Below are 6,000 nucleotides of genomic sequence, written 5' to 3'. Positions count from 1 at the left end.
AATCCTCACCCCTGCAACATTCTTAAATAAGTGGATAAGAAATCCTAAGAAATCAGGAGCATTTTAAAGATATACTGGCTTTACAGAGGGAGGTAAAGGGTGCTGGAACGGATAAAATTGTTATCGATGGAGTAAAAGAACTTAAGGGTACAGAATACGAAGTGATTCCTGATCGGCTAATAGCAGGATCGATGCTTATGGCTGCAGGAGTAACAGGAGGAAGTGTTACGATCGAAAACATCATCCCGGAACATTTAACATCCTGTTTAGAGAAGCTAAAGGAAGTTGGGATGGAATTTAGCGTGGGGGAAAAATCTGTTTCGGTTCAAAAAGCGAGCGGAAGGCTGAAAGCAACGAGGGTAAAGACGGGGATGTACCCATTATTTGCCACAGACCTCCAGCAGCCGATAACTTCCCTTTTACTTGTTCCAGAAGGCAAAAGTATTATAACCGATCCAATTTATCCTAATCGATTCAACCATATACCTGAACTCAAGAGAATGGGAGCTTCTATAGAAGTTAAGGGCAACAGCGCTTATATTTTAGGGAACCAAACACTTAAAGGAAACTGGGTCCATGCAACCGACGTTAGAGCGGGAACTTGCCTGATACTTGCAGGCCTTATGACGGAAGGAATAACAAGGATAACCGGAGTAGAGCACATTGAACGTGGGTGTTCATCTATCACGGAACTTTTTCGCGGGATTGGAGCAAATTTGAAAGAATGCCAAACTAGCGAGCCTGAAGTAGGAGTGAATCTTGATGTTTGCTGAGGAACGTCAACAGAAAATTCTTGATTTAATAAAAGATCAGAAGCGGGTTTTAGTAAAAGAGCTAACTGATCAACTGTCTGTATCAATCGATACCGTCAGAAGAGATTTAGCAGTGCTGGAAGAAAGAGGATTGATAGAAAGGACACACGGCGGTGCTATTCCGGCTAAAGTGCGCAGCTATTCCCAGCCACCTTCGATCCGCTTTAACGAAGGGACCGAACCGGAAAATGCGATTGCTAAAAAAGCAGCAGAAATGATTAAAAAAGAGCATGTGGTCTTTATAGGAGGAGGATCCATCCACTATATAATGGTAAAACACTTGCCAGAGGATTTTCCATTTACCGTAATCACTAATTCACTCAAGATCGCAGATTCGATAAAGGGGAATGAAAACATTGAAACGATAATGGTTCCTGGAAAAATAAAAACTTCCGGCAACATAACAGATGCCTTTGCCAGTGAATATATGGGGATGTTCAAAATAGACATCGCTTTTTCCACTGGGGGAGGATTAAGCGCAAATTATGGACTTAGCACCAACACCACGGAGGTTGCTGTATTTCAGCGGGCAGTAGAGAAAGCATCAAGGAAAAGTATCTGTTTAATGTCGGGGGATAAGATAGGAAAAGAAACTTTTGTGCGTGTTTTGCCTGCTGAGAAGGTAGGAAGAGTAATAACAGATTGGGAAGCTTCTGAAAATGAGCTTAATAAGTTAAGACAAAAAGGGATCGCTGTGGAAGTCATAAAGAGTTGAGGATCGTAAGGGGAGAATCACATTGGAAAGCTTTACAGAACGGGTAGTAACAATTATTAAACAAATTCCAAGTGGAAAGGTTATGACATATGGACAAATTGCGAAATTAGCCGGAAGTCCAAAAGGGGCGAGGCAGGTTGTCCGCATACTTCATTCTATGAGCAGCAAGCATAACCTTCCATGGCATCGCGTGGTCAATAGAAATGGAGAAGTAGCTTTGGAAAATGAGGAACTATTTTACGTTCAGAAAATGTCGCTTGAGAGCGAAGGGGTAATATTTAAAAACAGTAACTCCATTTGCCTTGAAGATTATATATATCAGCCAGAAATAAGAGCTGAGTGATTGGTGTAATACATAAAGTAATTCTATATATGGACAGTTTTTTTGAAAAAGCAGGAAAAGAAGCCAAAAAGAAAGAATAATTATCTTTGTTAAATTGTACTATTAGGAGACTAGAAAACATGACTAATAAAATAAGGCAAGTGAACCTCCCGGAAGACTATGAAACAATATCAACATTACTTTCTTTAAATGAGAGCCTTTTCGGTAGAGAGAAGATTTCAGTTGAAGCGCTAATAAAAGAAGACGAAAATATCCCGGTAAAAGATAGGACCAGTTTTAATGACCAGGGGATGTTAACAGGTTTTTGCAGGGAGCGATTAGTGGCTGTTTCTAACGAAGATAAGGTAATAGGTTTTGCATCTGGTTGGAGAACACCATTTGCTGAGCCCGGGGGACTTGCAAGCAAACTGATTGTTCATCCCGATTTTCGTAAAAGAGGTGTAGGCTCTCAGCTTTTGATAGAGTTGGAAGCATGGGGAAAGGAGAAAGGGGCTTCTTTTTTACTGGGAGAGGTTCCCGATCATGAGCTGGAATCAAACAGCTTTTCTTCCAGACGGGGATATCAGACCGAAAGGCATTTATATCAGTCTACACTTGATATCACAACGTTTAATGCTGATGCATTCGATAGTGTACTTGAGGAAGTTAAACTTTCTGGTATCCATTTTGAAGATGCAAGAAGTGTGAATGACGTACAATTACATACAGAAATTTTTAATTTGTTTAAAAAGACGCTATGGGACAATCCTGCTATGACGGAAGATGATATTCCAGAGGAAGAAGAATGGAAAGAGATTGTTTCAGATTTTCCGGAAGGTATGATCCTCGCTAAAAAGGATGGAAAATACATAGGGATGACAATTCTCATTCCACGCGAAGGAAACAAGGAATGGTTCAATGATTATACTGGAGTTGACCGGGATTATCGCCGGATGCATGTAGCCCTATCCTTGAAACTGACAGCGATTCAACTCGCTCAATCTTTTAAGATCGAAAAAATGAGAACGGATAATGACTCATTAAACGTCCCGATGCTTGCTATAAATAAAAAGCTGGGTTATCAAGTATCTCCAGGAGGCCATTATCGAGTGAGGAAAAAAATAAAATAAGCAAGTCATCTACTGCAATTAAATAGTACACATTTTGCGAGGGATAGAGGATCGGTAAAAAAACGGGCGATAGAGAAACGGAAAGTTCATCCTGATAGCAATAAGGATAAAAGATAACCCGGAAGAAACATGACTTCTGCCTGGGTTTATTTTTCGCGGCGATTTTTAAGGAGTTTCTTTTTAAGAAAAATAAAATAAAATATATCGGGAGAAAATGGCATCTTTTTACATGCGTCTTTAGAAAGCATGCCTGGATCAATGTACTGCAAAAGGATTAAGAGGAGGTAAATCTATGAAGGTTGCTAATGGGGTTGATATGTTAGAAATTGGATTTGAGGCATTCGGACGGAGCGCCGCTATTTATCCAACGCTGATATGGGATGAAAAGGAAGCCGTTTTAGTTGATACTGGTATGCCAGGGCAATTCCCTCAGATATTAGAAGCGATCAATAATGCAGGAGTACCTTTTGAAAAGCTAAAAGCAGTAATACTTACCCACCAGGACCTTGACCATGTTGGCAGTTTACCGGAAGTTATAAAGTCATCAACTAATCCTATAACAGTATACGCCCACGAGCTTGACAAGCCATACATCGAAGGAGAACGACCATTAATCAAATCAGACCCAGCAAAAATGAGTCGCGAAGAATGGAATGTATTACCTGAACCCGTGAAACATTTGTATGAAAATCCACCGAAGTCCAAAGTTGATGAAACGATAAGGAACGGACAGGAGCTACCTTATTTCGGCGGTATTCAAGTGATCCATACACCAGGGCATACGGCTGGCCATGTATCACTTTACTTGAAGCAAAGCAAGACACTTTTGGCAGGCGATGGATTAATTGCAATCGATGGATCCTTAAAGGGACCGGTCAAACAAACAACCCTGGATTTAAAAACAGCTGTTCATTCTCTTAAAAAGCTTCTAGATTATGATATAGAGAGCGTAATTTGTTACCACGGCGGTTTATGTAATGAAAATGTGAAAGAGCAGATAAAGTTTTTAGTTGAACAGCGAGATGAAGCGGTTTTTATAATGAGATAGAAAGCTTCATTGTAGAGTGTGGCCAACATTGGCAAACACTCTTCTTTCTTTTATAAAATAATGCAACTTAATATAGCTTAAGGAAACTAATAAATAGAAAAAATTTCCCTTTTCGGTTAAGATTAAAGTAAGCGATTACAAGTGAAGAGGTGGTCCAAATGGCAATTGAAAACCCCAGTAGAGATGAAATAGGAAAGATATTGAAGACAAAAAATCGGATTGCAGTAGTCGGACTATCCGATGATCCTGCAAGAACTTCTAATTCTGTCTCAAAAGCTATGCAGGATGCAGGTTATGAGATTATTCCTGTCAATCCAAACATTGATGAGGCCCTTGGCGTCAAGGCTGTTGGCTCATTGAAAGATATTGATGGCCATGTAGACATTGTCAACGTCTTCAGGAGAAGTGAATACCTGCCCGAAATTATGAAGGATGCTGTAGAAATTGGAGCCGACGTGTTTTTCGCTCAGCTTGGTGTAGAAAACGAAGAAGCTTATAAGTACGGGAAAGAACATGGAATGACTGTCATCATGAACCGCTGTATTAAGGTAGAGCATTCGTTAACAAGATAAAGATAAGCCAGGTCGTTACTTCTAATCCTAACGAAGAAGTAACGACTTTTTTTGGGATTGAAACAGGAGATGGGAAAATGAATGATCTGCAAGTGAAAGCAGAACAAATACGTAAAAAGCTTGAAATAGTTTTGGCCACAGGATATAAAGAAATGAATGTAAGTGAATTGGAGATTGCAGGAAGCGGTGTTCAAAATGTTGTATTTCGCGGGAATTCTGAACATGGTCCTCTAGCTTTTCGAGTGCCATGGCATAAAGAAGTTTCAAATATCAACGAGAAGACATTCAGCAGCCGTCTGTCATTGCAAAAGGAAGCAAACCTCTCAACGTATTGCATTAAAAATGGTATACCGGTTCCCGGCATACTTGGATTACATTTCGGTGAAGAACTCGATTTCTTGATTTCTGAGTTTGTGGCAGCTGATTCCGTTCCGATAAGTCCACGAAAAATCGGTCTTACGGTTAAAAATCTACATAACATGCCTGTACATGATCTCGATTTTCCAAATGAAAGCGAAGAAACACTAGAAAAGCATATAGCCAAACGGCTTGTCTCACGGATGGGAGCGTTCAATCGGATCACATCAAGTGACTATAAATTGCCAATTTCTAATGATATTGAACAAATTTTAGAGCCTGGTAGTAATGTAAAAAGGTTGCTCCATATGGATGTTCGGCCTGTTAACCTAATCGGGCAGAAAGGAGAAGTAAAAGCGATTGTTGACTGGGATAACGCATTGATTGGGCACCCTTTGCTCGATTTAATGAGGATTGCAGAAACAAATGAAATCTCGTGGGCAGAGTTTATAGAAGGATACGGAGACAGTGAGATCTCCCATTCATTGCCACCGATCGTCGTCCGATTATATAGACTTGACACAGCCGTAATGCTCGCAAACCTATTCATCTCCCAGCTTAAAATCCAGGAAAAAGGGCGATACTACAAAAAACGCGTAGAAGTTTTGATGAAAGAAATAAATAACTTGTTATAAAGCTCCTTATTGATGAAGACTTTGGGTTCATCTTTTTAAAAAAGAGCTGCAGGGAGAGAAAAAATGTAAAACTCTTCAAAAAACCTATTGACAAAGCATTTCGATTTTTCTATATTATTAATTACATCTACAACGACTTATGAAAAGCGATGAAAAGGACATGGGTTATTTCTCACCGTTAACAGAGAGGGAAGGGTAGCTGGAAACTTCCTAACAAAGTGAATCTAACTTACCGCCTTTGAGCTGTACTGATGAAATCCAGTAACCAGTACCGCAGGAGCTGCGTTAAAGCGATTGAGCCGCCAGATTTATCAGGCGGGAATCAGGGTGGAACCACGAGCAAACACACTCGTCCCTTTGCGGGATGCAGTGTGTTTTTATTTTTCAAGAAAATGAAAGCGATGATAAG

General features: G+C 40.0%; 7 protein-coding genes and 2 other annotated features (1 of these 9 cut by a window edge). All 7 genes read left to right on the top strand.

The features are described 5' to 3' along the window. Positions 1–41: 41 nt before the first annotated feature. The 7 genes from FCL54_RS13680 (at position 42) to FCL54_RS13650 (ending at position 5,591) form a co-directional block, all read left to right on the top strand. Entirely contained in the window at positions 42–773 is a 732-nt protein-coding gene (locus FCL54_RS13680) for a UDP-N-acetylglucosamine 1-carboxyvinyltransferase (RefSeq protein WP_138127189.1), read from the top strand. Beyond that, positions 763–1,527: a DeoR/GlpR family DNA-binding transcription regulator gene (locus tag FCL54_RS13675; RefSeq protein WP_138127188.1), complete on the top strand. Its 765-nt coding sequence runs from the start codon at positions 763–765 to the stop codon at positions 1,525–1,527. Before FCL54_RS13680 ends, FCL54_RS13675 begins: the two co-directional genes overlap by 11 nt. Before the next feature lie 22 nt (positions 1,528–1,549). After that, the gene (locus FCL54_RS13670) at positions 1,550–1,870 is read left to right on the top strand and encodes an MGMT family protein (protein ID WP_138127187.1); all 321 of its coding nucleotides are present in this window, start codon (positions 1,550–1,552) and stop codon (positions 1,868–1,870) included. Positions 1,871–1,989: 119 nt separating this feature from the next. Further along, positions 1,990–2,979, top strand: coding sequence for a GNAT family N-acetyltransferase (locus FCL54_RS13665; protein ID WP_138127186.1), 990 nt, complete (start codon positions 1,990–1,992; stop codon positions 2,977–2,979). A gap of 292 nt (positions 2,980–3,271) precedes the next feature. After that, positions 3,272–4,027, top strand: coding sequence for an MBL fold metallo-hydrolase (locus tag FCL54_RS13660; RefSeq protein WP_138127185.1), 756 nt, complete (start codon positions 3,272–3,274; stop codon positions 4,025–4,027). Between the two features lie 158 nt (positions 4,028–4,185). Continuing rightward, positions 4,186–4,599 carry a CoA-binding protein gene (locus tag FCL54_RS13655; RefSeq protein ID WP_138127184.1) on the top strand — a complete coding sequence of 138 codons (414 nt, stop codon included), beginning with the start codon at positions 4,186–4,188 and terminating at the stop codon, positions 4,597–4,599. A gap of 77 nt (positions 4,600–4,676) precedes the next feature. Then, on the top strand, positions 4,677–5,591 hold the full coding sequence (locus FCL54_RS13650) for a phosphotransferase family protein (RefSeq protein WP_138127183.1): 915 nt from the start codon (positions 4,677–4,679) through the stop codon (positions 5,589–5,591). 140 nt (positions 5,592–5,731) lie between these two features. Next, positions 5,732–5,951: a binding site (T-box leader), on the top strand. Positions 5,952–5,983: 32 nt separating this feature from the next. Beyond that, positions 5,984–6,000, top strand: a binding site (T-box leader) (it continues 207 nt past the right edge of the window).

Origin of the sequence: Exobacillus caeni (genome assembly GCF_005747095.1) — a bacterium.
Taxonomy (GTDB): domain Bacteria; phylum Bacillota; class Bacilli; order Bacillales; family Guptibacillaceae; genus Exobacillus; species Exobacillus caeni.
This window is presented reverse-complemented; position numbering and strand designations above follow the sequence as displayed.